The organism is Amycolatopsis sp. CA-126428, assembly GCF_002904335.1.
GTDB lineage: Bacteria > Actinomycetota > Actinomycetes > Mycobacteriales > Pseudonocardiaceae > Amycolatopsis.
Map to the genome: position 1 here is coordinate 25451 of NZ_PPHF01000121.1, position 25953 is coordinate 51403.

The 25953-nt window shown below is 71.8% G+C and carries 31 protein-coding genes; 29 read left to right on the top strand and 2 right to left on the bottom strand.

What is annotated here, in order from left to right:
• The first annotated feature begins 23 nt into the window (after positions 1 to 23).
• The 19 genes from dnaJ (at position 24) to C2L58_RS29055 (ending at position 15299) form a co-directional block, all read left to right on the top strand.
• Entirely contained in the window at positions 24 to 1190 is a 1167-nt protein-coding gene (gene dnaJ / locus C2L58_RS28965) for a molecular chaperone DnaJ (protein ID WP_103340846.1), read from the top strand.
• A gap of 2 nt (positions 1191 to 1192) precedes the next feature.
• Complete coding sequence (locus C2L58_RS28970) at positions 1193 to 1945, top strand: 16S rRNA (uracil(1498)-N(3))-methyltransferase (RefSeq protein ID WP_103340847.1); 753 nt, start codon at positions 1193 to 1195, stop codon at positions 1943 to 1945.
• Between the two features lie 438 nt (positions 1946 to 2383).
• Positions 2384 to 2752, top strand: a complete 369-nt coding sequence (locus tag C2L58_RS28975; protein WP_103340848.1) for a histidine triad nucleotide-binding protein — start codon at positions 2384 to 2386, stop codon at positions 2750 to 2752.
• A gap of 86 nt (positions 2753 to 2838) precedes the next feature.
• Positions 2839 to 3906 (top strand): PhoH family protein, encoded by a 1068-nt coding sequence (locus tag C2L58_RS28980; RefSeq protein WP_103340849.1) that lies wholly within the window; start codon positions 2839 to 2841, stop codon positions 3904 to 3906.
• Entirely contained in the window at positions 3903 to 4478 is a 576-nt protein-coding gene (ybeY, locus tag C2L58_RS28985) for an rRNA maturation RNase YbeY (protein WP_103340850.1), read from the top strand. Before C2L58_RS28980 ends, ybeY begins: the two co-directional genes overlap by 4 nt.
• A 9-nt stretch (positions 4479 to 4487) precedes the next feature.
• Positions 4488 to 5831 (top strand): hemolysin family protein, encoded by a 1344-nt coding sequence (locus tag C2L58_RS28990; protein WP_103340851.1) that lies wholly within the window; start codon positions 4488 to 4490, stop codon positions 5829 to 5831.
• Positions 5824 to 6162: a hypothetical protein gene (locus C2L58_RS28995; RefSeq protein ID WP_013228397.1), complete on the top strand. Its 339-nt coding sequence runs from the start codon at positions 5824 to 5826 to the stop codon at positions 6160 to 6162. Before C2L58_RS28990 ends, C2L58_RS28995 begins: the two co-directional genes overlap by 8 nt.
• Positions 6159 to 7055, top strand: a complete 897-nt coding sequence (era, locus tag C2L58_RS29000; RefSeq protein WP_103340852.1) for a GTPase Era — start codon at positions 6159 to 6161, stop codon at positions 7053 to 7055. Before C2L58_RS28995 ends, era begins: the two co-directional genes overlap by 4 nt.
• Positions 7056 to 7244: 189 nt before the next feature.
• Positions 7245 to 7613, top strand: coding sequence for a CD225/dispanin family protein (locus tag C2L58_RS29005; RefSeq protein WP_103340853.1), 369 nt, complete (start codon positions 7245 to 7247; stop codon positions 7611 to 7613).
• A gap of 26 nt (positions 7614 to 7639) precedes the next feature.
• Positions 7640 to 7987, top strand: a complete 348-nt coding sequence (locus C2L58_RS29010; RefSeq protein WP_103340854.1) for a CD225/dispanin family protein — start codon at positions 7640 to 7642, stop codon at positions 7985 to 7987.
• Positions 7984 to 8439 carry a DUF2752 domain-containing protein gene (locus C2L58_RS29015; protein ID WP_103340855.1) on the top strand — a complete coding sequence of 152 codons (456 nt, stop codon included), beginning with the start codon at positions 7984 to 7986 and terminating at the stop codon, positions 8437 to 8439. The genes C2L58_RS29010 and C2L58_RS29015 overlap by 4 nt, the downstream gene beginning before the upstream one ends.
• 183 nt (positions 8440 to 8622) lie before the next feature.
• Positions 8623 to 9699: an RDD family protein gene (locus tag C2L58_RS29020; RefSeq protein WP_103340856.1), complete on the top strand. Its 1077-nt coding sequence runs from the start codon at positions 8623 to 8625 to the stop codon at positions 9697 to 9699.
• A 67-nt stretch (positions 9700 to 9766) separates the two neighbouring features.
• On the top strand, positions 9767 to 10243 hold the full coding sequence (locus C2L58_RS29025) for a CD225/dispanin family protein (RefSeq protein WP_199191489.1): 477 nt from the start codon (positions 9767 to 9769) through the stop codon (positions 10241 to 10243).
• A 61-nt stretch (positions 10244 to 10304) separates the two neighbouring features.
• Positions 10305 to 11126, top strand: a complete 822-nt coding sequence (gene recO / locus C2L58_RS29030) for a DNA repair protein RecO (RefSeq protein ID WP_103340858.1) — start codon at positions 10305 to 10307, stop codon at positions 11124 to 11126.
• A 40-nt stretch (positions 11127 to 11166) separates the two neighbouring features.
• Positions 11167 to 11982 carry an isoprenyl transferase gene (locus C2L58_RS29035; protein ID WP_103340859.1) on the top strand — a complete coding sequence of 272 codons (816 nt, stop codon included), beginning with the start codon at positions 11167 to 11169 and terminating at the stop codon, positions 11980 to 11982.
• The gene (locus tag C2L58_RS29040) at positions 11979 to 12404 is read left to right on the top strand and encodes a hypothetical protein (RefSeq protein WP_103340860.1); all 426 of its coding nucleotides are present in this window, start codon (positions 11979 to 11981) and stop codon (positions 12402 to 12404) included. Before C2L58_RS29035 ends, C2L58_RS29040 begins: the two co-directional genes overlap by 4 nt.
• Positions 12405 to 12529: 125 nt before the next feature.
• Positions 12530 to 13537, top strand: coding sequence for a permease (locus C2L58_RS29045; RefSeq protein WP_369904249.1), 1008 nt, complete (start codon positions 12530 to 12532; stop codon positions 13535 to 13537).
• The gene (locus C2L58_RS29050; protein WP_103340862.1) at positions 13534 to 14262 is read left to right on the top strand and encodes a TIGR03943 family putative permease subunit; all 729 of its coding nucleotides are present in this window, start codon (positions 13534 to 13536) and stop codon (positions 14260 to 14262) included. Before C2L58_RS29045 ends, C2L58_RS29050 begins: the two co-directional genes overlap by 4 nt.
• A gap of 254 nt (positions 14263 to 14516) precedes the next feature.
• Complete coding sequence (locus C2L58_RS29055) at positions 14517 to 15299, top strand: hypothetical protein (RefSeq protein WP_233226004.1); 783 nt, start codon at positions 14517 to 14519, stop codon at positions 15297 to 15299.
• Here C2L58_RS29055 and C2L58_RS29060 read toward each other — a convergent pair.
• Both C2L58_RS29060 and C2L58_RS29065 read right to left on the bottom strand, forming a co-directional pair.
• A complete protein-coding gene (locus tag C2L58_RS29060) occupies positions 15296 to 15721 on the bottom strand; it encodes a Fur family transcriptional regulator (protein ID WP_103340864.1) in 426 nt (141 codons plus the stop codon). The genes C2L58_RS29055 and C2L58_RS29060 overlap by 4 nt on opposite strands.
• Entirely contained in the window at positions 15721 to 16095 is a 375-nt protein-coding gene (locus tag C2L58_RS29065; RefSeq protein ID WP_103340865.1) for an ArsR/SmtB family transcription factor, read from the bottom strand. Before C2L58_RS29065 ends, C2L58_RS29060 begins: the two co-directional genes overlap by 1 nt.
• Positions 16096 to 16368: 273 nt before the next feature.
• Between C2L58_RS29065 and C2L58_RS29070 the strand changes: the two genes are divergently transcribed.
• The 10 genes from C2L58_RS29070 to C2L58_RS29115 all read left to right on the top strand — a co-directional run bounded on the left by C2L58_RS29070 (position 16369) and on the right by C2L58_RS29115 (position 25896).
• Positions 16369 to 17457, top strand: a complete 1089-nt coding sequence (locus tag C2L58_RS29070; protein ID WP_103340866.1) for a hypothetical protein — start codon at positions 16369 to 16371, stop codon at positions 17455 to 17457.
• Positions 17458 to 18099, top strand: a complete 642-nt coding sequence (locus C2L58_RS29075) for a class F sortase (RefSeq protein WP_103340867.1) — start codon at positions 17458 to 17460, stop codon at positions 18097 to 18099.
• Positions 18100 to 18178: 79 nt separating this feature from the next.
• Positions 18179 to 18832, top strand: coding sequence for a class F sortase (locus C2L58_RS29080; RefSeq protein WP_103340868.1), 654 nt, complete (start codon positions 18179 to 18181; stop codon positions 18830 to 18832).
• Between the two features lie 90 nt (positions 18833 to 18922).
• The gene (locus C2L58_RS29085) at positions 18923 to 20311 is read left to right on the top strand and encodes a glycine--tRNA ligase (protein ID WP_103340869.1); all 1389 of its coding nucleotides are present in this window, start codon (positions 18923 to 18925) and stop codon (positions 20309 to 20311) included.
• Between the two features lie 94 nt (positions 20312 to 20405).
• Entirely contained in the window at positions 20406 to 21338 is a 933-nt protein-coding gene (locus C2L58_RS29090) for an ABC transporter ATP-binding protein (protein WP_199191491.1), read from the top strand.
• On the top strand, positions 21335 to 22075 hold the full coding sequence (locus C2L58_RS29095) for an ABC transporter permease (protein WP_103340871.1): 741 nt from the start codon (positions 21335 to 21337) through the stop codon (positions 22073 to 22075). The genes C2L58_RS29090 and C2L58_RS29095 overlap by 4 nt, the downstream gene beginning before the upstream one ends.
• 19 nt (positions 22076 to 22094) lie before the next feature.
• The gene (locus C2L58_RS29100) at positions 22095 to 23309 is read left to right on the top strand and encodes a sensor histidine kinase (protein ID WP_103340872.1); all 1215 of its coding nucleotides are present in this window, start codon (positions 22095 to 22097) and stop codon (positions 23307 to 23309) included.
• Positions 23306 to 23911, top strand: coding sequence for a response regulator transcription factor (locus tag C2L58_RS29105; RefSeq protein ID WP_103340873.1), 606 nt, complete (start codon positions 23306 to 23308; stop codon positions 23909 to 23911). The genes C2L58_RS29100 and C2L58_RS29105 overlap by 4 nt, the downstream gene beginning before the upstream one ends.
• A 24-nt stretch (positions 23912 to 23935) precedes the next feature.
• On the top strand, positions 23936 to 24589 hold the full coding sequence (locus tag C2L58_RS29110; RefSeq protein WP_103340887.1) for a YdcF family protein: 654 nt from the start codon (positions 23936 to 23938) through the stop codon (positions 24587 to 24589).
• Between the two features lie 32 nt (positions 24590 to 24621).
• Complete coding sequence (locus C2L58_RS29115; RefSeq protein ID WP_103340874.1) at positions 24622 to 25896, top strand: deoxyguanosinetriphosphate triphosphohydrolase; 1275 nt, start codon at positions 24622 to 24624, stop codon at positions 25894 to 25896.
• Positions 25897 to 25953 lie beyond the last annotated feature (57 nt).

Here is a 25953-nt window from a genome sequence, read left to right on the forward strand (position 1 = left end):
GAGCAGAAGGAGAAGCAGAGACGGTGGCGAGGGACTACTACGGCATCCTCGGGGTGGCCAAGAACGCGAGCGATCAGGACATCAAGCGCGCGTACCGGAAGCTGGCCCGGGAGCTGCACCCCGACGTCAACCCGTCGGAAGACGCGCAGCACAAGTTCGGCGAGGTCACGACGGCCTACGAGGTGCTGTCCGATCCGCAGAAGCGCAAGATCGTCGACCTCGGCGGCGACCCGATGGACGGCGGCGCGCGCGGCGGCGGTGGCGGCGACCCGTTCGCCGGCTTCGGCGGCCTCGGCGACATCATGGACGCCTTCTTCGGCGCGGCCGGCGGGGGCGGGGGGCGCGGGCGTGGCCCGCGCAGCCGCGTCCAGCCCGGCTCCGACGCGCTGATCCGGCTCGGCCTCTCCCTCGAGGAGTGCGCCACCGGGGTCGACAAGGAGATCGCCGTCGACACGGCGATCGTCTGCGACCTCTGCCGCGGCGCGGGCACCAGCGAGGGCACCTCGGTCAAGACCTGCGACACCTGCGGCGGCGCCGGCGAGGTCCAGTCCGTCCAGCGGTCGTTCCTCGGCCAGGTCGTCACGGCCCGCCCGTGCCCGGTCTGCCGCGGCTTCGGCGAGGTCATCCCGGACCCCTGCCGCCAGTGCGGCGGCGACGGCCGCATCCGCGCCCGCCGCAACGTCACCGCGAAGATCCCGCCGGGCGTCGGCGACGGCATGCGCATCCGGCTCTCCGGCCAGGGCGAGGTCGGCCCCGGCGGCGGCCCGGCCGGCGACCTGTACGTCGAGATCGACGAGACCCCGCACGAGGTCTTCGTCCGGCAGGGCCACGACCTGCACTGCAACTTCCGCATCCCGATGACCACGGCCGCGCTCGGCGCCACGGTGCCGATCTCGACCCTCGTGGACGGCGACTACGAACTCGACGTCGAGCCGGGCACCCAGCCCAACGCCGAGCTCGTCCTGACCGGCAAGGGCATGCCGCGGCTGCGGTCCTCCGGCCGCGTCGACGGCCGCGGCGACCTGCACGTCCACATCGACGTCGTGGTCCCGACCAAGCTCGACGAAGCCCAGCGCGAACTCCTCGTCGAGCTGGCCCAGCAGCGCGGCGAAGAGGTCCCGACCCTGGCGTCCAACGGCACCAAGCACGGCGGGCTGTTCTCCAAGCTCCGCGCCAAGAACCACCGCTGACCGTGCCCGACACCACCCTGCCGGTCTTCCTCGCCGCGTCGGTGCCGGCTTCCGGCCGCGCGGTCCTCGACGGCGAGGAAGCCCGGCACGCGGCCACCGTCCGCCGCCTGCGCGCGGGGGAGCGGCTGGTCCTGTCCGACGGCGCCGGGGCGATGGCCCGGTGCGTCGTCGAAGGCGTCCAGGCCGGGCGCGAACCGCTGCTGACGCTGGCGGTCGAGGAACACTGGACCGAGCCGCCACCCGCCCTGCGCGTGCTGGTCGCGCAGGCACTCGCCAAAGGTGACCGCGGCGAACTCGCCGTCGAACTCGCCACCGAGGCCGGAGCCGACGCGATCGTCCCCTGGCGGGCGGCCCGGAGCGTCGCGAAGTGGGAGGACGGCGGCCGCGGCGAGAAGGCCCTCGCGCGGTGGCGTGCCACCGCTCGCGCGGCCGCGAAGCAGGCCCGGCGAGCCCACGTGCCGGAAGTCACCGAGCCGGTGACCACGGGCGAGCTGGCCGAGCTGGTGGCGACGATGTCGCTGGCCATCGTGCTGGAATCCGACGTCCCCGAGCGGCTCACCGACCTGCCGCTGCCCGACACCGGCGACGTGCTGCTCGTCGTGGGGCCGGAGGGCGGGGTCACCGACGAGGAGCTCACCGCCTTGCGCGACGCCGGCGCCCGGGCGGTGCGGCTGGGCATGACGGTCCTCCGGACGTCCACGGCCGCCGCAGTCGCCCTCGGGGCACTCGGCGCGCTCACCACCCGTTGGCAGTAGTTCACGGCGAAAAGGGCATATTTTTGCGCCCAGTTATGGCGCGATCACGCTCCGACCCGTTACTCTCGTCTATTAACGCGCCACGCAAAGTTCAGGTGCGCCACTGGGAAGACACAGACTCCGCCGGGCACCTCCCCCCTCGGTCCGGCGGCCGCCGCGGTCGCGGTGAGGCGACCCCCAGGCTTCACCGCCACCGCGGCATCTCTCTGCTCGCTTCGCTCGCTGTCGAGCCGCGGTTTTGGTTTCGTGTGTTTTTCTGGGGGTCGAACCCCCAGACCCCCAGCCGGGGCTTCGCCCCGGACCCCCGCGGGTTTCGCTTCGGGAGCCTTGTTGACAGCGTGTTGCCGGCTCGGCGGCCTTCGGCCTTCTCGCTGGTGTGGGGCCCGCCGGGAGTGTGGTGTGGCTGTGGGTGGGTTTGGTGGTGGGTAGGGTGCTCTTATGAGCGGTAGTGATGCTGAGACTCTGTTTGAGCGGATCATCGGTGGGGAGATCCCGGCCGATGTCGTCTATCAAGATGAGACCACCTTTGCCTTCCGGGATGTCCGGCCGCAGGCTCGGGTGCACGTGCTCGTTGTGCCCCGGAAGCGGTACCGGAATGTCGCGGAGCTCGCCGCTTCGGATCCGCGGCTGCTGGCCGATGTGGTCGCGGCTGCTCGGAAGGTTGCCGAACTCGAGGGGATCGTCGAGAGCGGGTATCGGGTTGTCTTCAACACGGATGGGGATGCCGGGCAGACCGTCTTCCACGTGCACGCCCACGTTCTGGGCGGGGAGCCGCTCGGGCTGTTCGGGGCTCCGGACGAGGACTAGGGAAACCGGCCTGCGTCTTGTCGGTGGGTGCCAGTAGCATCGGTGGGGTCCGTAGTCCCTCACCGAGAAAGCAGGCCTGAGGCCACGTGGCCGGAACCGTACCGGGTGGAGCCGCCCGACCCGACGTCCCCGGGGACGTCGCCAAGACCGAGGATGCCGCCGCCCAGGCGGCTCAGTCCCGGTTCCCCATCCCCGACGCTGCCGCTCTCAGCCTGCTCGGCTCCCGCGACGAGAACCTGCGCGTCGCCGAGGAGCTCCTTGCCGCTGACGTGCACGTACGCGGCAACGAGGTCACCCTGACCGGAAACCCCGCCGACGTCGCGTTCGCCGAACGCGTCTTCGCCGAGCTCGTGCAGCTCGCCACCGGCGGCCAGCAGGTCGGGCCCGACACCGTCCGGCGCACCATCGGCATGCTTTCCACCGGAGACGCCTCGCCGGCCGAGGTCCTCAGCCTCAACATCGTCTCGCGCCGGGGCAAGACCATCCGGCCCAAGACGCTCAACCAGAAGCGGTACGTCGACGCCATCGACAAGCACACCGTCGTCTTCGGCATCGGCCCCGCCGGCACCGGCAAGACCTACCTCGCCATGGCGAAGGCCGTCCAGGCCCTCCAGGCCAAGCAGGTCACCCGCATCGTGCTGACCCGCCCGGCCGTCGAAGCCGGCGAGCGCCTCGGCTACCTGCCCGGCACCCTGAACGAGAAGATCGACCCCTACCTGCGGCCCCTCTACGACGCGCTGCACGACATGGTCGAACCTGAGTCGATCCCGCGGCTCATGCAGGCCGGCACCATCGAGATCGCGCCGCTCGCCTACATGCGCGGCCGGACGCTGAACGACGCCTTCATCATCCTCGACGAGGCCCAGAACACCACGCCCGAGCAGATGAAGATGTTCCTCACCCGGCTCGGCTTCGGGTCCAAGATCGTCGTCACCGGCGACATCACCCAGGTCGACCTGCCCAGCGGGCAGCGCAGCGGCCTGCGCGTCGTGCGCGACATCCTCACCGGCGTCGAGGACCTCCACTTCGCCGAGCTCACCAGCCAGGACGTCGTCCGGCACCGGCTCGTCGCGAGCATCGTCGACGCCTACGAGAAGTGGCAGGCCGTGCAGGACGCGCAGCAGAACGACGGCTGGAAGGGCAACCGGCGTTGAGCATCGAGATCGCCAACGAGTCCGGCGTCGACGTCGACGAGACGTCCATCGTCTCCGCCGCCCGCTACGCCCTCGACAAGATGGAGGTCAGCCCGCTCGCCGAGCTGTCCATCCTCCTCGTCACCCTCGAAGTCATGGAAGACCTGCACGAACGCTGGATGGACCTCCCGGGCCCCACCGACGTCATGGCCTTCCCGATGGACGAGCTCGACTCCTCCCGCCGCCCGGACGCGCCCGACGCGTCACCGGCGCTGCTCGGGGACATCGTGCTCTGCCCGGCGTTCGCCAAGGACCAGGCCAAGACCGCGGGCCACGCCCTGATCGACGAGCTGCACCTGCTCACCGTGCACGGCGTGCTCCACCTCCTCGGCTACGACCACGCCGAACCCGCCGAGGAACGCGAGATGTTCGCCCTCCAGAAGCGCATCCTCGGCGAATACCAGGACGCCGTCGCCGCGCTCGAGAAGCGGGACGCCCAACGCAACACCGACGACCGTGTCCTCGGCATCGCCGGGCTCGACGCCCCCGCGCCGGCCGCCGCCGCCGAACCACCCGCCGGGGAAACGCCCTAGGCGCCAGCCATGGAACAGCTCTTCTTCGCGATCGCGCTCGTGCTCCTGGCGGGCGTGTTCGCGGCGGCGGACGCCGCGATCAGCACCGTGTCGCAAGCCCGGGCCGACGGCCTCGCCCGGCTCGGGCTGCCCGGCGCCCGCCACCTCGCCGCCGTCGTCGCCGAACGCCGCCGGCACATCAACCTGCTGCTCCTGCTCCGCCTCGGCTGCGAACTCACCGCGACCGTCCTCGTCACCGTGTTCGTCGGCACCCGCCTGGCGCCGCTCGGTCTCGCCGTGCTGGTCACCGCCGTCGTCATGGTCGTGGTCAGCTACGTCCTCATCGGCGTCGGCCCCCGCACCCTCGGCCGGCAGCACCCCTACCGCATCGGCCGCTACGTCGCCGGGCCCGTCCGCGTCCTCGGCTCCGTCCTCGGCCCGCTGTCCCGGCTGCTCATCCTCATCGGTAACGCCATCACCCCCGGCCAAGGCTTCCGCGAAGGCCCGTTCACCTCCGAGGTCGAGCTGCGCGAGCTCGTCGACCTCGCCCAGGAACGCGGCGTCGTCGAGGATTCCGAACGCGAGATGATCCACTCGGTGTTCGAGCTCGGGGACACCGTGGCCCGCGAGGTCATGGTGCCGCGCACCGAGATCGTCTGGATCGAGCGCACCAAGACCGTCCGCCAGGCACTGGCGCTGGCCCTGCGCACCGGGTTCACCCGGCTGCCGGTGATCGACGAGTCCGTCGACGACATCGTCGGCGTCGTCAACATCAAGGACCTGATGACCGGCTACCTCGACCCCGACGGGCCGAGCACGGTCGTCGAGTCCGTGATGAACCCCGCGTCCTTCGTCCCCGACTCGAAGCGGCTCGACGAGCTGCTCAAGGAAATGCAGCGCTCGCACAACCACATGGCGATCGCCGTCGACGAATACGGCGGCACGGCGGGCCTGCTCACCATCGAGGACGTCCTCGAAGAGATCGTCGGCGAGATCACCGACGAATCCGACGCCGACGAACGCCCCGAGGTCGAGGAGCTCGACGGCGGCGCCGTCCGCGTCTCGTCCCGGATGGGCATCGACGACCTGGGTGAACTGTTCGGCATCGACCTCGAAGACCACGACGTGGAGACCGTGGGCGGGCTGCTCGCGGAACGACTGGGTAGGGTCCCGCTACCGGGGGCCGAAGCCGAGGTCGCCGGCCTTCGGCTGTTCGCCGAAGGGGGCAAGGACCGGCGCGGCCGCATGCGGATCACCTCCGTCGTCGTCCACCCGGCCGACGCCGAGGCGATGACGGACCCCGTCGACCGGACGCGCCGCCGCACGCGCCTGCCCCACCCCGACGAACGCGACAGGAGCGTCGAACATGCCTGACCTCGAGGCGGAGGACCAGAAGCTGGTCGTCCTCGCCCGGTCCTCGCGCGCCCGCATCCAGGCCCCCGAAGGCGCCGCGGTCCGCGACACCGACGGCCGCACCTACGCGGCGGGCACGGTCGACCAGCCGTCGTTCAAGCTCACCGCGCTGCAGGCCGCGGTCGCCGCGGCGCTGTCCAGCGGCGCCGAAGGCATCGAAGCCGCCGCCGTCGTCAGCGAAGAGGGCCTGCTCAAGGGCGCGTCCGTGCACGCCGTGCGCGACATCGCGAAGTACGCGCCGATCATCCTCGCCGCCCCCGACGGCACGGTGCTCGAGGTGCGCGAGCGATGACCGAGCACCGTTCCGGCTTCGCCTGCTTCGTCGGCCGGCCCAACGCCGGCAAGTCGACGCTGACCAACGCCCTCGTCGGCACCAAGGTCGCGATCACCTCCAGCAAGCCGCAGACCACCCGGCACGCGATCCGCGGGATCGTCCACCGCGAGGACGCCCAGCTCGTCCTCATCGACACGCCCGGCCTGCACCGCCCGCGCACCCTGCTCGGCGAGCGGCTCAACGACATCGTGCACACGACGTGGTCCGAAGTGGACGTCGTCGGCTTCTGCGTGCCGGCGAACGAGAAGATCGGGCCCGGCGACAAGTTCATCGCCGCCGAGCTGCAGAAGATCGCCAAGCGAACTCCGGTGCTCGGCATCGTCACCAAGACCGACCTCGTCCAGCCCCAGCAGGTCGCCGAGCAACTGCTCGCGCTGCAGGAGGTGATGGACTTCGCCGAGCTGATCCCGGTGTCCGCAGTGGACGGGTTCCAGGTGGGCGCGCTCGCGGACCTGCTCGTCGGCAAGCTGCCCGAAGGGCCGCAGCTCTACCCCGGCGGCGAGCTCACCGACGAACCCGAGCAGACCCTGGTCGCCGAGCTGATCCGCGAGGCGGCGCTGGAAGGCGTCCGCGACGAGCTGCCGCACTCGATCGCCGTCACCGTCGAGGAGATGCTGCCCCGCGAAGGCCGCGACGACCTCATCGACGTGCACGCGTTCCTGTTCGTGGAACGGCCCAGCCAGAAGGGGATCATCCTGGGGCACAAGGGCGAACGGCTGCGCGAGGTCGGTGCCGCCGCCCGCAAGAACATCGAGGCGCTGCTCGGCTCGAAGGTCTACCTCGACCTGCACATCAAGGTGGCCAAGGAGTGGCAGCGCGACCCCCGTCAGTTACGCCGGCTCGGCTTCTGACGGGTTCCCCGGCCCGGCCGGAGAGCGGCCGCCGAATTCCTGGTCTCGATTCGGTCGCGGCGGGACGAAACGCGGAGCGCGCGATGATCTCGCCCCCTACAGTCGCGGCTTCGACCACACCGCGGCCGATCGGGGCGGCGGCGGATCCGGTGGTCGTGTCTGGAGCACGACGAAGGGGAACGACCGACCATGAGCGACAGCCAGGGCATGCCCAACTACCCCGGCGACCAGCCGAACCAGCCCGGCGGCCAGCCGAACTACCCCGGTGGGCAGCCGGGCGGCTACCAGCCGGGGCCGCCCCCGAGCAACAACCTCGTGTGGGCGATCCTGACCACGATCCTGTGCTGCCTCCCGTTCGGCATCGTGTCGATCGTGCAGGCCGCGAAGGTGAACAGCCTGTGGGCGCAGGGCCAGACCGCCGCCGCGCAAGAGGCCGCCAACGCCGCCAAGAAGTGGGCGATCATCGCCGCGGTCGTCGGGGTCGTCGTCAACGTGCTGTGGATCATCCTGCTGATGGCGGGTGCGTTCACGTTCGGCACGAGCACGCCGTCATACTGACGTAGGCGAGCAGCAGGAGGATTCCGGTGACCGACCAGTACCCGCCGCCGTACCCGCCCCCGGGTGGGCCGGGCTACGGCTACGGCTACCCGCCGCCGAACTACGGGCCACCGCCGGACAACAACATGGTGTGGGCGATCCTGAGCACCGTGCTGTGCTGCCTTCCGCTGGGCGTGGTCGCGATCGTGAAGTCCAGCCAGGTGCAGTCGCTCTGGTTCCAGGGCTTCCACGCCGAGGCGCAGAAGGCCGCGAACGACGCCCGCAAGTGGGCGATGTGGTCGGCCATCTCGATCGGGATCCTCCTGCTGCTCTACGTGCTCTTCTTCGTCGTGCTGGCGGGGATCGGCGTCTTCTCGACGGGCTGGCGGCCATGACCACGACGACCGTCTACACGGGATACCCCGCGCGTGGCGCCCAGGCCAAGCTGCGCGCCCTCGGTGCGCCGATGGCCGTCGTCGCGGGGCTCGGCGTGTGCTGCGCGGCCGTCTGGATCGGCGACCCGACCACGCCCGGCGGCTTCCTGCCCCTCTGCCCGACCAAGGCGCTGCTGGGCATCGACTGCCCGGGCTGCGGCGGCATGCGGATGGCCTACAGCCTGATGCACGGCAACATCCCCGCGGCCTTGCACTACAACGCCGTGTCGCTCGTCGTCGTGCTGCTGCTGGTGTGGAGCACCGTCGCGTGGACGCTCGGGCGCCTGCGCGGCCGCGCGATGAACAGCTGGCTCCACTGGCGGGGGACGCCGCTGGTGTTTTCGATCGTGTTCGTCGTCTGGTTCGTCATTCGCAACCTCCCGTTCGCCCCGTTCACGGGCCTGCGCGTCTGATTTCGGCGGCCGGGAACCGGGCCGCCGCGGACCGCGTCGGAGCGGCATGGGATTCACCCGGACAGCTGAAGCCTGCGCGGCGCGGCCGAACGCCAACCGAGTACGCTCCCGCGGACCGCGCCGTACATCCGCGATGGTTCCGCACGGGGCGTGCGGCGGAGTGACCAGCGAGGGGAAATCCCAATGACCGATCCCTACGGGCAGCCGTCCTTCGGGCAGCAGCCCGGTGGCCAGCAGCCGTTCGGCCAGCCGCAGCCGGGGCAGCCGCCGTACGGGCAGCCCACGCCCTACGGGCAGCAGGCGCCGTTCGGCCAGCCCGCCCCCTTCGGCCAGCAGGGCAATCCCTTCGGACCGCCGCGGAACTACGCGAGCTGGGGGCAGCGCGCCCTCGGCTGGGTCATCGACTTCAGCCCGATCTTCGTGATCTACATCATCGGCGGCCTGTTCTCGGCGATCGTCGGCGAGGCCGGGCCGATCCTGGTCATCGGCGGCCTCGGCTGGTTCGCCTGGATCGGCTGGTCCATCTACAACCGGTGGATCCAGCAGGGCAACACCGGGCAGTCGCTCGGCAAGCGGGTCGCGAAGATCAAGCTCGTCCGCGAGGACACCGGGCAGCCGATCGGCCCCGGGATGGCGTTCCTGCGCGATCTCGCCCACTTCGTCGACAGCGTCGTCTGCTACGTCGGCTGGCTGTGGCCGCTGTGGGACGACAAGAGCCAGACCCTCTCCGACAAGATCCTCGGCACCGTCGTGATCAACGCCGACGACGCGGCCGCGCCGTTCGCCCAGCAGAACGCGCAGCAGAGCGCGCAGGGGTTCGCCGGCGGCTTCCCGCCGCCGGGGCAGCAGCCCGGTCAGCCCGGCCAGCCCGGTCAGTTCGGCCAGCCGCAGTCCGGGGGCTTCCCGCAGCAGCCGTCGTCGGGTGGCTTCCCGCAGCAGCCGCAGTCCGGTGGGTTCGGCCAGCCGCAGCCGGGCGGGTTCGGCCAGCCGCCGTCCTCCGGTGGGTTCGCGCAGCCCCCGCAGCCGGGCGGCTTCGGGCAGCAGCCGGGGCAGCAGCCCCTCGCCCCGCCGCCGGGTGGCGGCGCCTTCGACGAGCAGGCGGAGCGCACGCAGATGCTGCGCCCGGGCACCGGCGGGAGCGCGTTCGACGAGCAGGCCGAGCGCACCCAGATGCTGCGCCCGGACGCCCCGGGCGAGCCCGAGGCGACCCAGAAGTTCCAGCCGGGCCAGTTCGGCCAGCCGCCGAACGAGCAGCGCTGACCGGCTCCTTCCGCACCACCGCCGGAGTCGCCCGGCGGGAGTTCACGAATAGTTGGGGTACAACGTCATGACCAATCCCTACGGCCAGCAGCAGCCCTACGGTCAGCAGCCGCAGCAGCCGGGTTACGGCCCGCCGTCCGGCGGCGTGCCCGCGCCGTACGGCCAGCCGGCGCCGTATGGCCAGCCCGCGCCGTACGGACAGCCCGCGCCGTACGGTCAGCCGCCCACCGGCGGCTTCGGCGCGCCCGGTTACGGGGCCCCCGGCTACGGCATGCCTGGTGGTGGCGACATCAACCAGATCAAGGACTACAAGGGCTGGGCGATCGCCTCGCTCTTCCTCGGTGGCCTCATCCTGGGCATCTTCGCCATCATGAAGTCCAACGAGGTCGGCACGTACAAGATGCAGGGCAACTACATGATGGCGGAGCAGGCGTCGCGGACGACCAAGACGCTGTGCCTGGTCTCCTCGATCCTGGGCGGCCTCGGCTGCGTCCTGTTCCTGTTCGCGTTCCTGGTCCCGCTGATCGCGTACGGCGTCTCCTGACACCGGCCGCTTCCGCGGGGCGCGCCACCCCGGCATCGCCCGAGAGTGGGACGATGTCGGGGTGGTGAACCTGTACCGCGACACCGGGGTGGTGTTGCGCACGCACAAGCTGGGTGAGGCCGACCGGATCGTCACCCTGCTGACCCGGCGGCACGGCAAGGTCCGCGCCGTGGCGAAGGGCGTGCGCCGCACCTCGTCGCGCTTCGGGGCCCGGCTGGAGCCGTTCGGCCACGTCGACGTGCAGTTCTACACCGGGCGCACGCTCGACGTCATCACCCAGGTCGAGACCGTCGACGCCTTCCAGGTGCCGCTGGTCGCCGACTACCAGAGCTACACCGCGGCCAGCGCGATCGCCGAAACCGCGGACCGGCTCTCGGCCGAAGAGGGCGAGCCGGTGCTCAAGCTGTACCTCCTCGTCGTCGGCGCGCTGCGGGCGCTGGCCGACGGGACGCGTGACTCCTCCCTGGTGCTCGACGCGTTCTTCCTCCGCGCGATGTCCTACGCCGGCTGGGCGCCCGCGCTCACCGAATGCGCCCGCTGCGGCCTGCCCGGCCCGCACAAGGCGTTCAGCGTCGCCGCGGGTGGCTCGATGTGCCAGGACTGCCGGATCGCCGGCTGCGTGCACCCCGCCCCCGAGGTCCTGGCCCTGCTCACCGCCCTGCTGCACGGCGAATGGCCGCTGGCCGAGGCGACCCTGCCCGGCACCCGCCGCGACGCCAGCGGGCTGGTCGCGGCGCACCTGCAGTGGCACCTGGAGCGGCAGCTGCGGTCGTTGCCCCTGGTCGAGCGACGCGCGCGGGAAACCACGGTGACACCCGGAGCTTTGTTGCCCCGAGCGGGGGGCTCCGCCACCCCCGGCAGACAGGTGGTGCCCGGGCAGTAGTGTCGGGCCTGATCGGTTCACCCATCCAGGGAGGCTCGCAGTGCTGCGCAGGGGACGCGAGAACAAGGCGTCGCGATTCGAGCTGCGGGCCCCGGATCCGCACCCGTCGGGCGCGAAACCGCCGGAGATCCCGCGGGAACTGGTGCCGAAGCACGTCGCGCTCGTCATGGACGGCAACGGCCGCTGGGCCAACCAGCGCGGCCTGCCGCGGATCGAGGGCCACAAGCGCGGCGAAGCGGTGATGATCGACGTCGCCGCCGGGGCCGTCGAAATCGGCGTCAAGTGGCTCTCGGTGTACGCGTTCTCGACCGAGAACTGGAAGCGCAGCCCCGAAGAGGTGCGGTTCCTGATGGGCTTCAACCGCGACACCATCCGCCGCCAGGTCGACTACCTCGGGTCGATCGGCGTGCGCATCCGGTGGGCGGGGCGGCGGCCGAAGCTGTGGGCGTCGGTCATCAAGGAGCTGCAGGCGGCCGAAGAGAAGACCAAGCACAACACGGCGCTGAACATGACCATGTGCGTCAACTACGGCGGCCGTGCCGAGCTGGGTGACGCCATGCAGCGGATCGCGCAGGACGTCGCCGCCGGGAAGCTCAATCCCGACAAGGTCAACGAGAAGACCATCGGGAAGTACCTGTACCAGCCGGACATGCCGGACGTGGACCTGTTCCTGCGGCCTTCGGGCGAGCAGCGGACGTCGAACTTCCTGCTGTGGCAGTCGGCCTACGCCGAAATGGTCTACCAGGACACGCTGTTCCCGGACTTCGACCGGACCCACCTGTGGCGGGCCTGCCTGGAATTCGCGAAGCGGGATCGCCGCTTCGGCGGCGCCGTCGACCAGGCGGCTTCTTCGTGAGCGCCACCGAAGCGGTGGAAACCGCGGAGCTGCTGACGCGGGCGCGGGAGGCTCTGGAGCGCTACCTCGAGGTCCACGTCGACGACGACGGCGCGCTGACGTTCTCCCACGGCGGCGTCCCGTGCGTGATCCAGGCGACCCGGCTCGGCGAGGGCCTCACGGTGCTCACCCTGACCTGCGTGGTCGGCTGGGACCTGGCCGACGCGCCGGACCTGTCGATCGCCGTCGCCGAGCGGGCCGGGCAGGGGCTGTTCGGGACGCTCGGGATCGGGCATTCGGACAACGGGGTCGACGTGACGCTGCGGTACGCGTTCCCGGCCGCCGGGCTGGACGCGCCGGCGCTCGGGACGTTGCTGATGCTGGTCGTGTCGACGGCTTCGCAGCTGCGGACCGATTTGCCCGGAATCGTGCCCGGCGACTGACCCGTCCGGGGTGGACTTCCGCCGCGAACGGAGGATCTGGTACCGAAACGGACCGTGATCCTCCGTTCGCGGACCGTGCGGTTCCCGTCGTGCCGGCCGGTACTGGCATCATCGCCTTCGTGAACATCGTTTCCGACACCGAGGCCGAGCCCGGCCGGCGCACGCGCCGGTTCCGGATCAGCTCGGTCGAAGTGCTGTGCGCGATCCTGCTGATCGCGATCCTCGGCCAGGGCTGGCTGCAGGACCTGTTCGACGTGCCCGCGCTGCGGACCGGCTCGACCGTGTTCGTCGCCGTCTGCGTGCAGGCGCTGCCGTTCCTCGTGCTGGGCGTGCTGATCAGCGGGGCCATCGCCGCGTTCGTGCCCGCGCGCGTGCTGGAGAAGGTGCTGCCGCGGCGGGCCGGGGCGGCCGTCGGCGTCGCCGGGCTGGCCGGGGTCGCGCTGCCGGGGTGTGAATGCGCTTCGGTGCCGGTGGCGCGGCGGCTGATGGGGCAGGGCGTGGCGCCGGCCGCGGCGCTGACGTTCCTGCTCGCCGCGCCCGCGGTGAACCCGGTGGTGCTGGTGGCGACCGCGGTCGCGTTCCCCGGCAAGCCGGAGATGGTGCTGGCGCGGTTCGCCGGCTCGCTCGCCACGGCGATGGTGATGGGCTGGCTGTGGGCCCGCTGGGGCAAGCTCGAGTGGATCGCGTCGCGCGCGCTCCGGCGGCTCCCGGAGGTGGCGGGCGGTCAGCGGTGGCGGGTGTTCGCCGAGACCGCGCGGACGGACTTGGTGGAGGCGGGCGGTTTCCTGGTGCTGGGGGCGTTGATCTCGTCGGCGTTGAACGTGTTGGTGCCGGCGAAGTGGTTCGGCGTGCTGGGTGACCAGCTCGTGCTGGGCGTCGTGGTGATGGCGGTGCTGGCGGTGGTGCTGGCGCTGTGCAGCGAGGCGGACGCGTTCGTCGCGGCGTCGCTGACGGCGTTGCCGCTGTTGCCGAAGCTGGTGTTCCTGGTCGTCGGCCCGGCGATCGACGTCAAGCTGTTCGCGTTGCAGGCGGGCACGTTCGGCCGGTCGTTCGCGGTGCGGTTCGCGCCGGTGACGTTCGTGGTGGCGGTGGCCTGCGCGCTCGGGGCCGGCTTCCTGGTGGGGGTCGCGTGAAACGGGAAACCCAGAACATCCTGCTGATCCTGCTCGGCGGGGCGCTGGTCAAGATCGCGGTCAACGGCGACTACCTGCGGTACGTGAAGCCGGCGCAGCAGCCGTGGATCATCGCGGGCGGCGCGGTGATGGTGCTGCTGGGCGCGGTCGCGATCGTGCGCGACCTGGTGGCGTCGCGGCGAGTCGTTCCGGACGAACACGCCGAGCACGACGGCCACGCCCACTCGGCGCGCCCGGCGTGGCTGCTCTTGGTGCCGGTGCTGGCGGTGTTCCTGGTCGCGCCACCGGCACTGGGGGCGGACTCGGTGATCCGCACGGAGGCCCGTGTCCCGGCGAGCGCGGCGGTGGCCGACGCGGCCGCGTTCCCGCCGTTGCCGGCGGGGAACGTGGTGCCGTTGACGGTGAACGAGTTCGTCAGCCGCGCGGGCTGGGATTCGGCGGGCACGCTGACCGGCCGGACGGTTTCCCTGACGGGATTCGTGGTCCACACCGACGGCAGCACGCTGCTGGCCCGCTTGGTGATCAGCTGCTGCGCGGCGGACGCGTTCCCGGTGACGGTCCGCCTCCGCGGCGGCGCGGCGGACCACCTGGCCAGCGACGCCTGGATCCAGGTGACCGGCGAGGTGGTCCCGGGCACGGCAACGAAGGACAACAGCTACACCCCGGACTTCACCCCCACCTCCACAACCCCGGTCCCCACCCCCAAAGACCCCTACGAATACTGACTTCCGTACCCAGACGGTCGGCTTGCGTACCCAGGCGGTCGGCTTGCGTACCTGCAGGGTCGGTTCGCGTACCCAGGCGGTCGGATCACCCGGGCCGGCGCCGGAGGCCGAACCGACCGTCCAGGTACGCAAGCCGACCGTCCAGGTACGCAAGCCGACCGTCCAGGTACGCGGGCCGACCGTTCAGGTACGCGGGCCGACCGGCTGGGTGCGTGTGTCGACTGGTGCGGTACGGCGCGGGTAGCGTTGGTGTGGTGAGGGTTGTCGGGGTGGGCTGCCTTTTTGTGCTCTGTGCGGCGGTGGTGGTCGCGTGCGCGCCGGGGGACACGGAAACCGATCGGGTCGCCAAGCAGGTGGCCACGGAGATCGACTCGCCACCGCAGACTTCGGCCGCCGCGTATGCGCGGAAGGCGCTCGAAACCGATCTCGGCCGTTCGCCGGACTTCGCGGTGGTCGAAATGCGTGACACGCCTTCGGACGACCCGAAGGCGACGACAGCGCACCTCGTCTTCCGGGTGCACCACGAGGGTTCCCAGGACGGATGGTCCACCCAGAAGCCGGTGACGGCCTGCTACGACGTCGGCTTCAACTTTCGCGGCTGGGTGAGCGGGCCGAGCCGGCGGGACTGCCCGGCGGGCGCGACACCGGTGAACCCGCCGCCGATCCCGCGCTGGGAGGTGCCGGAAGGCTTCGACCCGGCGCTGCAGACCGTGCTCACCGGGCTTCCCGCGTCCGTGACCGAGAACGACGTGCTTGCCGCGTTGGCCCGCTCGATGCCGGCGCCGCGGCCGTTCAACCCCGACACGCAGACCGCGGACCGGGCGCCGCTGCAGGACGTTGCCCTGCGGGGTGCCGACGTCGGTGTCGCCTACCGGGCGGGCGATCGGTCGACCGGCGGGATCGACTGCCTGCTGGGCTCACGGGTGAACGGCACCACGCTGGTGTGGCGTCCCTCGTGGGCCCAGGTCCAGCCCGGCGAACTCACCTGCACGGGAGAGACCGCGCTGGACCGGCAGGGGACCACCCCGCCGCACTAGTGCTCGGCGCAGGTGCCGGTGATCTCGACCGTGTGGGAGATCTCCGAAAAGCCGTGCTCGGCTGCGATCTTCTCCGCCCAGCGCTCCACCGCGGGTCCTTCGACCTCCACCGTCCGGCCGCAGAGGCGGCACACCAGGTGATGGTGGTGGTGCGCCGAACACCGCCGGTAGATCGCCTCGCCCGAATCGGTGCGGAGCACGTCGATCTCGCCCGCCTCCGACAGGGACTGCAGCGTGCGGTACACCGTCGTCAGGCCGATTCCGTCGCCGCGCTTGCGCAGCTCGTCGTGGAGTTCCTGGGCCGAACGGAAGTCGTCGATCGTGCTCAGCAGCTCGACGACCGCGGACCGCTGCCGGGTGGATCGGCGCCCGGGGACCGGGGCCTGGCTGCGTTGTGCGGCCGGCTCAGCGGCGGGGTTCATCACTTTCCTTCCTGCACGTGGGCGACGGCGTCGACCACGATGTGCGCCAGGTGGTCGTCGGCGAGCCGGTAGACGACCTCGCGGCCGCGGCGCTCGCCCTGGACCACCCCGGCCGTCTTCAGCACCCGCAGGTGCTGGCTGATCAGCGGCTGGGCGACGTCGAGGGCGTCCACCAGCTCGTGCACGCACCGGTCGGCCGCCCGCAGCTGGAGCACGATCGCGATCCGGACCGGTGCCGCCAGCGCGCGCAGCAGGTCGCCCGCGTCGGTCAGCACCGACTGCGCGGGGTGGGCGGGCGCGGCCGGAGACGCTTCAGCCGCCGGGCTGCAGTCCGCGAGCCCCGGCTGGGCGCCACTCCCGGTCACGGTCGCCATTCCCGCCTCCACGCTGCTCGTCCGCCGCCTGCGACCATGAATTCCGTAGTCATTGCCGATAACGGTGCGGCCCATCCTAGTGTTCCCCCGTCCGGGACCCCCTCTCGACGCCGAGCTGCGGGGTACGGCCGGTCGTATTAACCCATTCGGGTGAGTTCGTGGGATATTGGCCCTGCGGCTTCGCATGTCGTGGCCGACGGTGCAAGGTTGTCGCGGAGCGTTTTGCCGTTTTCCGGACGACGGCGAGCCGCCCGAGCAGAGCAGTGGGGAGACATGACGCGTTTCGTGACAAAGGCAGCCGCGGTGGCGGCCGCGGTGTTCCCGCTGGTCGGCGTGGGGGTCGCGGGGGCGCAGACCCAGGCCGTCGACGAGAAGACCGGCCCGGTCTCGTTCGCGAACATCGCCTCGGTGCGGATCGGCGACGAAGGCCAGCGCGGCGGCGCCCTGATCACCGAAACGCAACGATCCCCGCTGCTGCCCGGCCAGTCGAAGCTCGGCGCGGACCGCGTCTCGGTGCCGAAGGACGACGGCGAGCGCGCGACCTTCGGCGGGCACTACCAGATCGACCTCGGCCGCTACAGCGCGTCACAGAACCCGTACCCGCCGGGGATCGCGAGCCGGGACCACAACGTCTTCGCCGCGTTGCTGGCCACGACCGTACCCACCGCGGCCGCGGAGACGAACTACGCGCTGCGGGACAACTGGCAGGGCAGCTCCGAACCGGCCGCCAACACCGTGCTCGTGCTGGAAGGCGCCAAGACGGCGGTGGACTGCACCGGCCCGGCGAAGCTCTCCGCGACCTCGTCGGTCGCCCGGCTGTGGGTGCGCCAGGCCGGCGGCGCGCTCGGCATCGTGCCGGTGCCCGGCGGCGACGCCGGTCTGCAGCTGAAGAACCTGCGGCTCGGCCCGCCCGGCGACATCACCAACGCCGACCGCGCGACCACGGTCTCCGACCTCAAGCTGACCCGCGTCGCCGCGTTCGACCAGCTGATCCGCCAGGACGGCTGGCGCGGGGGCGATCACACCGCCGTCGCCGGCTGGCGGGTCGAGATCACCACCCACGTCAAGGACGCGCAGGGTGCCGCGCTGCAGGACGTGCGGACCAGCATCGTCCTCGGCGGGGTCAGCTGCTCGGTGCCGAACGGGTTCGTCGCGAAGGCCGCGGCCCCCGCGGGCGGCCCGACCGCCACGCAGGCCGCCGTGCCGACCCAGGTCCCGGCCGGGTACCTGGGCGCGGCCGCGCCGGCCACCGACGACGACGGCTCCCGCGTGCCGTTCGGCATCGGCCTGCTCTTCGGCGGCGTCTTCTTCGCCGCGGTCGCCCTGCTGCTGGGCCGGCGGCGCAAGACCGGGTCGGACTAAGTGCTGCGCACCGCGCTGGCCGCCGTCTCGGCCGCGCTGGCCGTGGCCGCCTTCGCGGCCGGGATCGTCGTCCTGACCTGGCTGCCGCCGGCGGTCGCGCCGTCCGCGGCGGCACCCCCGCCCGGCACGCTGCCGGGCGAGAACGCGGCCCCGGCCGTGCTCCCGGCGGACAGCGAGTCCGTGGCGCAGCAGCGGCCGGGCACGGTCCGGCTGCCCGGCGGCGCCACCGCCCGCCTGGTCCGCACCGAACTCACCGGCACCGGCGTGCTGCCGATCCCGCGCGGCCTCGGCGACGCCGCCTGGTGGGGCGCCAAGCTCGGCGCGGCCCGGGGCGCGGCCCTGCTGTCCGGGCACGTGAACTGGGAGGGCCGGCGCGGGCCGTTCGACGAGCTGTGGCGCATGCGGGCCGGCGACGAGGTCAGCGTGGTCGACGCGCGCGGCGGCCGGTGGGTCTACCGCGTCCACGACGTCGTCACGCTGCCGAAGGAGACGCTGCCGGCCCAGGCCGAGCGGTGGTTCGGGCAGGACGGGCCGCACCGGCTGGTGCTGGTGACCTGCGGCGGCGACTACGTCGGCGGCACCGAGGGCTACGACGAGAACCGCCTGGTCACGGCCGAGCTGGTGACGCGCCCCACCGGTTGATCGAGTTCGCTGCAACCTCCCGCCCCCTTCGCGGCATGCCTGTCCGTGCACTGGCCACGACAGCGAAGGAGCACACCCCATGCAGGAGCGGAACCCGGCGGAGCCGAAGAAGGGCTCCGGCCGCTGGTGGATCGTCGGCGGCGCCGGGGCGTTCGTGGTCGCGGCGCTCGTCGCGACCTTGCTCGTGTTCACCGGGAAGGATGAACCCGCCGTCGCGAACGGCGCCGGTGGGCCGGTCCCGGCCGTGAACCAGCCGGCCTCGCCGGACTCCCGGCCGGACACCGGCAAGGCGCCGGCCCAGCTCTCCCTGCCCGGCGGCGGCACCGCGAAGCTGATCCAGGAGGACCTCGATGCCGCCGGCGCACTGAAGATCCCGGAGGGGCTCGACGAGGCCGCCTGGTGGGGCGCGCAGCTGGGCGCCGACCACGGCGTCGCGCTGCTGTCCGGGCACGTGAACTGGAAGGGCAGGAAGGGCCCGTTCAACGAGCTCTGGCAGGTCAAGCAGGGGCAGGACGTCAAGCTGACCGACGCCGCGGGCGGCGCGTGGGTCTACCGGATCGAGGCCACCGAGACCGTGCACAAGACGGACCTCGCCGGCCGGTCGGAGCAGCTGTTCGACCCCGACGGGCCGCACAAGCTGCTGCTCGTCACCTGTGGCGGCGAGTACGTCGGCGGCAGCGAGGGCTACGAGGACAACCGCGTCGTGACGGCGTCGCTGGTGACGCGGCCGTAGGCTCACCTGCGCGTAAAGGAGCGGGCCCCGGCGGATACCCTTGACGTTCTAGTCCGATGAACCGTCCCCGCAAGCTTTTCGGAGCGTGGAGTGCCCACGAACACCATTGAGAAGATCATCAGCCTGTGCAAGCGCCGTGGTTTCGTCTTCGCCAGCGGAGAGATCTACGGCGGCACCCGCTCTGCGTGGGACTACGGGCCGCTCGGGGTCGAGCTCAAGGACAACATCAAGCGCCAGTGGTGGAAGACCGTCGTCCAGGGCCGCGACGACGTCGTCGGCCTCGACTCGTCGGTGATCCTGCCGCGTGAGGTCTGGGTCGCGTCGGGGCACGTCAACGTGTTCACCGACCCGCTGATCGAGTGCCTTTCGTGCCACAAGCGGTTCCGCGCCGACCAGCTCGCCGAGGAGTTCGCGGCGCGCACCGGCAAGGAGACCAGCGAGGACGACCTGTCCGAGGTGCCGTGCCCGAACTGCGGCACGCGCGGCAAGTACACCCCGCCGCGGGACTTCAACATGATGCTGAAGACCTACCTCGGCCCGGTGGAGTCCGAAGAGGGCCTGCACTACCTCCGCCCGGAGACCGCGCAGGGCATCTTCGTGAACTTCTCCAACGTCCAGACGACGTCGCGGAAGAAGCCGCCGTTCGGCATCGGCCAGATCGGCAAGTCCTTCCGCAACGAGATCACGCCGGGCAACTTCATCTTCCGGACGCGTGAGTTCGAGCAGATGGAGATGGAGTTCTTCGTCGAGCCGGGCGAGGACGAGACCTGGCACCAGTACTGGATCGACCAGCGCACCGAGTGGTACAAGGACCTCGGCATCAAGGCCGAGAACCTGCGCCACTTCGAGCACCCGAAGGAAAAGCTCTCGCACTACGCGAAGCGCACGGTCGACATCGAGTACCGGTTCGCGTTCAACGCGGGCCAGGAGTGGGGCGAGCTCGAGGGCATCGCGAACCGCACCGACTTCGACCTGACGACGCACTCGAACCACTCGGGCCAGGACCTGTCGTTCTTCGACCAGGCCTCGGGCCAGCGGTACCGGCCGTTCGTCATCGAGCCGGCGGCGGGTGTCGGCCGCTCGATGATGGCGTTCCTGGTGGACTCCTACGTCGAGGAAGAGGTGCCGAACGCCAAGGGCGGCACCGACACCCGCGTGGTGCTGAAGCTCGACCCGCGGCTTTCGCCGTTCAAGGTCGCGGTGCTGCCGCTGTCGCGCAACGCCGACCTGACCCCGAAGGCCAAGGAAGTCGCGGCGACCCTGCGCAAGCACTGGAACGTCGACTTCGACGACGCCCAGGCGATCGGCCGCCGCTACCGCCGCCAGGACGAGATCGGCACGCCGTACTGCGTCACGGTGGACTTCGACTCGCTCGAGGACCAGGCCGTGACCGTGCGCGAGCGCGACTCGATGTCGCAGGAGCGGATCGCGATCGACAAGCTGGAGTCCTACCTGGCGGGCCGCCTCGTCGGCTGCTGATCCACCGGAAGCCCGGGTACCCCTGACACTTGTCACGACGAGGTCGTGACGCACGGTCTGGGGACCCGGGCCTTCCGGGCGGCAGCCTGGGGGCATGCGAGAAACAGACATCCAGGCGGTGGCGGCGGGGGCCGCGATCCACCTCACCGGCCTGCGGAAGCACTACGGCGAAGTCCACGCGGTCGACGGCGTCGACCTGACGATCGCCCCGGGCGAGGTGGTCGCCCTGCTCGGCCCCAACGGCGCGGGCAAGTCCACCACCGTCGACATGATCCTCGGCCTGACCAGCCCCGGCGACGGCGAAGTGCGCGTGTTCGGGCGCAAGCCGATCGACGCCGTCCGCGCCGGCCTGATCGGCGCGATGCTGCAGGGCGGCGCCCTGATGGACGACCTGACCGTCGGCGAGACCGTCGGCATGGTCGCGGCCCTGCACCGCGAGCCGATGCCGGTCGCCGAAGCCCTGCGCGCCGCCGGCGTCGAGGAGCTGGCCGGCCGCCGCGCCAACAAGCTCTCCGGCGGGCAGAAGCAGCGGGTGCGCTTCGCCGTCGCCCTGGTCAGCAACCCGGACCTGCTCATCCTCGACGAGCCGACCGCGGCGATGGACGTCGGCACCCGGCGCGAGTTCTGGCAGTCGATGTACTCCTTCACCGAGTCCGGGCGCACGGTTCTGTTCGCCACGCACTACCTCGAAGAGGCCGAGGAGTTCGCCGACCGGGTGGTGCTGATGCGCCGCGGCCGGATCGTCGCCGACGGCAGCGTCGCCGAGGTCCGCGCGCTGGCCGGCGGCCGCACCCTCCGCGCGGCCGTCCCGGGCGCCACCGAAGCGGTCATCGCCGCGCTGCCCGGCGTCAAGGAGTTCGAGCTGCGCGGCGACCGCGTCGCCATCTCCAGCGCCGACTCCGACGCCACCCTGTGGGCGCTCAAGGCCGCGGTCCCGGCCGTGCACGACGTCGAAATCAGCGCCGTCGGCCTCGAAGGCGCCTTCCTGTCCCTGACCGCCGACGAGACCGCGGAGCCCGTGCGATGAACGCCACCTACCTGCTCACCGAGATCCGCCGGAACTTCCGGGCGCCGCGCTTCCTGATCTTCGTGGTCGCGTTCCCGGTGCTGATGTTCCTGTTGCAGGCCAACGTCTTCACGAAGGCGAGCGACCCCGACCACTCGCAGACCGCGGCCGTGCTCATGGTCAACATGATGACGTTCGGCGTCTTCGCCGCGGCGACGAACAGCGGCGCCCGGCTCGCCCTCGAACGCGCCGTCGGCTGGCAGCGGCAGCTGCGCCTGACCCCGCTGACCGGCACCGGCTACCTGGCGGGCAAGGGGATCTCCGGGATGCTCGTGGGACTGCCCGCGCTGATCCTCGTGCCGCTGCTCGGCGTGCTGGCCGAGGGCGTGCACGTCGACGCGAGCGGCTGGGTGCGGATCTTCGCCGGCATCTGGCTCGGCACGATCCCGCTGGTGCTGCTGGGCCTGCTGCTCGGCCAGTTCGGCACGCCGGACTCGATGCAGCCGATCAACATGCTCGTCACGCTCGGCATGGGGTTCCTCGGCGGGCTGTGGATCCCGATCGAGACGATGCCGGGCTGGATGCACGACGTCGCCCAGATCATGCCGACGTACTGGGTGCTTCAGGTGGCGCGGCCCGCGGTGACCAGCGACATGGTGGTCTCGCTGCCGACGGCCGCGGGCGTGCTCGGCGCGTGGACGGTCGTGCTCGGGGCGCTGGTGATCAGGCGTTACCGTAAGGACAGTGCCCGCGTCTGAGGGCCGGAGGGGAACGGCGATGGCGGAGTCCGGGAAACGCAGGTTCGGGCTGGACCGGAAGGAATCGTGGTGGGAAGACCCGCTGCCCGACGCCCACAACCGCGGCGGCCCCGGCGGCCCGCGCTGGCCGATCATGTCGGTGGTCTTCCTGCTGCCGTTCCTCCTCCCGGTCACGCGCTCGTTGCTGGCCGAGCCCGCGATCACCCCCGGGCTCGTGCTCATGGCCGTCGTCGTCTACGCCTACGGCGCGTGTTACGCGGTGTTCCCCTACTTCTTCCGCCGGGAACTCCGCGTGAAGCTGGCGTTCGGGATCGTGATGAACCTCCTGGGGCTCGCCTCGCTCACGCTGGCCACCGGCAGCGCGTTCGTCCTGCTCTACGGCACGGCCGTGCTGGTGTTCCTGGTCCCGGCGGCCTGGTCGGTGATGATCGACCTGGCCACGCTGGCCGCCGGCGCGGCGATCCTGCTGGCGAAAGGCCAGTTCCTGGACGGCTACGGCGACTTGATCACGGTCTTCTCGATCACGCTGGCGATGTTCTTCATGGGCAACCTCGTCCGCGCGATCCGGCGGCTGGAACGCGCCAACGAAGAGATCGCCACGCTCGCCGTGGCGAACGAGCGGGAGCGGCTGGCCCGCGACCTGCACGACCTGCTCGGGCACAGCCTCACCACGATCACCGTCAAGGCGGGGCTGGCCCGGCGGGTGCTGGAAAGCGCCGGCGACATCCCGCGGGCGGTGGAGGAGATCCGCGAGGTCGAAAACCTCACCCGCAGTGCCCTCTCCGACGTCCGCGCGACCGTGTCGGCGAACCGCGAGGTGTCGCTGTCCGCGGAGCTCGTCGGCGCTCGCGCGGCGCTGCGGGCCGCGGAGATCGACGCCGACCTGCCGCACGCCGTCGACAACGTCCGGCCGGAGTTCCAGCCCACCTTCGGCTACGTCCTGCGCGAAGCCGTGACGAACGTGCTGCGGCACTCCGGGGCCAAGCGGGTGCGCGTGCGGCTGGGTGACAGCTGGCTGGAGATCGAGGACGACGGCACCGCCACCGGCGTCGTCGCGGGCAACGGCCTGCGCGGGCTCTCCGAGCGGCTGGCCGCCGTCGGGGGCACGCTGCGGACGTCGGTCCGGGCCGGGGGAGGATTGCTCGTGCGGGCGGAGATCCCGGAGACCCCACCGTCCGAACCGAGCCCGGCCACCCCGGCCGTGCGCGCCGAACCCGCGGGAGGACTCGCTTGATCCGGGTACTGCTGGCCGACGACCAGGCCATGGTCCGCGGGGCGCTGGCCACCGTGCTGGGCCTCGAGAACGACATCGAAGTGGTCGGGCAGGTCGGCTCCGGTGACGAGGTGGTGGCCGCCGCGCGCGAGGCCAAGCCGGACGTCGCCCTGCTGGACGTCCAGATGCCGGGCAAGGACGGCCTGGAGGCCGCGGCCGAGCTGCGGGCCGCGCTGCCGTCGTGCCGGGTGATCATCTGCACGACGTTCGGCCGGCCCGGCTACCTCGCCCGCGCGATGGCGGCGGGCGCGGCCGGGTTCGTCGTCAAGGACGCTCCGCCGGAGCAGCTCGTCGAAGCCGTCCGGCGAGTCCACAGTGGACTGCGCGTGGTGGACCCGGCGCTGGCCGCGGAATCCCTCGCCACCGGGGCCAGCCCGCTCACCGGGCGGGAGCGGGACGTCCTGCGGGAGGCCAAGGACGGCAGCACGGTGGCCGACGTGGCCCGCGCCCTGCACCTTTCCGAAGGCACCGTCCGTAACCACCTGTCCGCGGCGATCGGCAAGACCGGCGCCCGGACGCGGGCCGAAGCCGTGCGCGTCTCCGAGGAGCGTGGCTGGCTCTGAGCCGCTTCTGAAAGAATGACCCGGATGGGTATCGCTGAACGCACCAAACCGTCGCTCGCGAGCTGGGCGCGCCGGATCGCCTTCGGCACGGTCCTGCTGCTGCTGGCGCTCGTCGGCGGCACGGCGTTCCGGGTCTGGCAGGTGGCCCGCGAGAACGACCGGACCCCCGCCGACGTCATCGTGGTGCTGGGCGCGGCCCAGTACAACGGCAAGCCGTCGGACATCTACGCGGCCCGGCTGGCGAAGGCCAAGCAGCTCTACGACGCCGGCGTCGCGAAGACGATCGTCACCGCGGGCGGCAAGAAGGCCGAGGACAACTTCACCGAGGCCCGGGCCGGCCAGCTCTGGCTGACCCGGCGCGGGGTGCCGGCGTCGGCGACGCTCGCGGTCGGCGAAGGCAGCGACACGCTGCGCAGCCTGCGCGCGGTCTCCCAGCAGGTCGAGGCCCGCGGCTGGCGCTCGGCGGTGCTGGTCAGCGACCCGTGGCACTCCTTCCGCGCCCGGACCATGGCCGGCGACCTGGGCCTGGACGCGTGGACCGCGCCGACGCACAGCGGGCCGATCGTCCAGGAGCGCGTCACCCAGGTGCGGTACATCGTGCGGGAGACCGGCGCGCTGCTGTACTACCGGCTGACCAAGACTCCGGCCGACGACCTGTTCGCCACGTTCCTCAGCTGAGATTTTGTCGGGGGCCCGTTTAGGCTGGCCGGGTGGACTACACCGAGCACGACACCGCCCGCCTGCTGCCGGAGCCGGCGAAGGGTGCGGCGCTGCCCGGCGCCCGGGCGGACGGGCGCAGCGCGTTCTCGCGCGACCGCGCCCGGGTGCTGCACTCCGCCGCGCTGCGGCGGCTGGCCGGCAAGACCCAGGTGGTCGGGCCGGGGGAGGGCGCCGAGATCACCGGCGTCCCGCGCACCCGGCTGACGCACTCGCTGGAGGTCGCCCAGATCGGCCGGGGCATCGCCGACGAGCTGGGCGCCGACCCGGACCTGGTGGACACCGCCGGGCTGGCGCACGACATCGGCCACCCGCCGTTCGGGCACAACGGCGAGCGCGCGCTCGACGAGGTGGCCGGCGTGTGCGGCGGGTTCGAGGGCAACGCGCAGACGTTGCGCATCCTCACCCGGCTGGAGCCGAAGCTGCTGTCCGACGAGGGTGACCCGGTGGGGCTCAACCTGACGCGCGCGTGCCTGGACGCGGCCACGAAGTACCCGTGGCCGCGCCGGCCGGGGCAGGGGAAGTACGGCGTGTACGGCGACGACGCCGGAGTGTTCGAGTGGTTCCGCGCGGGGGCGCCGGCGGAGCAGCGGTGCCTGGAGGCCCAGATCATGGACTGGGCGGACGACGTCGCGTACTCGGTGCACGACGTCGAGGACGGGGTGCTGGCCGGCCGGATCAAGCTGGGCGTGCTCGCCCACCCGGACGAGCGGGCGGCCGTCGCCGAGGCCGCCGCCAAGCACTTCTCCGCGCAGTCGGTGTCCACTTTGGAGGGTGCGGCGGCGGAACTGCTGGCGCTGCCGGTGGTGGCGGCGCTGGCGTCGGCCGAGCCGGACGGCTCGCCGGGCGCCCAGGTCGCGCTCAAACGGCTGACGAGCGAGCTGGTCGGCCGCTTCACGACGGCGGCGGTCACCGGCACGCGCGAGAAGTTCGGCGAGGGGCCGCTGGGGCGCTACCGGGCGAACCTGTGCGTCCCGGAGCAGGTGGCGGCGGAGGTGGCGCTGCTGAAGGCGCTGGCCCTGCGGTACGTGATGAGCGACCGCCGCCGGCTGGCCGTGCAGGACGGCCAGCGCGAGCTGCTGGCCGAGCTGGTCGACGCCCTCGCGCGCCGGGCCCCGGAAGCCCTCGACCCGCTGTTCGTCCCGGCCTGGAACGCGGCCCCCGACGACGCCGCCCTGCTCCGGGTGGTGGTCGACCAGGTCGCCTCCCTCACCGACGCCCAAGCCCACGTCTGGTACTCCTGGCACGTGACCCGCCGCCACCGCTGACGGCTTCGAAAGTTTCACGGAGGATTTGTCATCCTCGGGCGGACTTGCGCGCGGGCG